This is a genomic window from Succinimonas amylolytica DSM 2873 (assembly GCF_000378405.1).
GTDB lineage: Bacteria > Pseudomonadota > Gammaproteobacteria > Enterobacterales > Succinivibrionaceae > Succinimonas > Succinimonas amylolytica.
The window spans coordinates 1,945,097-1,945,353 of the sequence record NZ_KB899636.1 but is presented as its reverse complement, the minus strand read 5'-3'; the positions used below and the strand labels follow the sequence as shown (position 1 = coordinate 1,945,353).

Annotated in this window: 1 protein-coding gene; it reads right to left on the bottom strand. The window is 52.9% G+C overall.

Annotated elements, in window-relative coordinates; translation table 11 throughout:
- The coding region (locus tag F557_RS19375) for a hypothetical protein (RefSeq protein ID WP_211209521.1) at positions 1-257 on the bottom strand (257 nt) is incomplete at both ends.

The window sequence follows — 257 nt, the reverse complement described above, 5'->3', positions numbered from 1 at the left end:
AGAGCCTTAGCCCACTCATCCATAACATCGGCATCGGATTTCGGCTTCTGGTCCGCTCCTTTCTGTTCCTCTTCCTTCTGTTCACCGAGAGCCGCGGCCCACTCGTCCATAACATCGGCATCGGATTTCGGCTTCTGGTCCGCTCCTTTCTGTTCCTCTTTCTTCTGTTCACCGAGAGCCGCCGCCCATTCATTCATGACATCGGCATCGGATTTCGGTTCAGTTCCTTTCTGTTCCTCTTTTTTCTGTTCACCGAG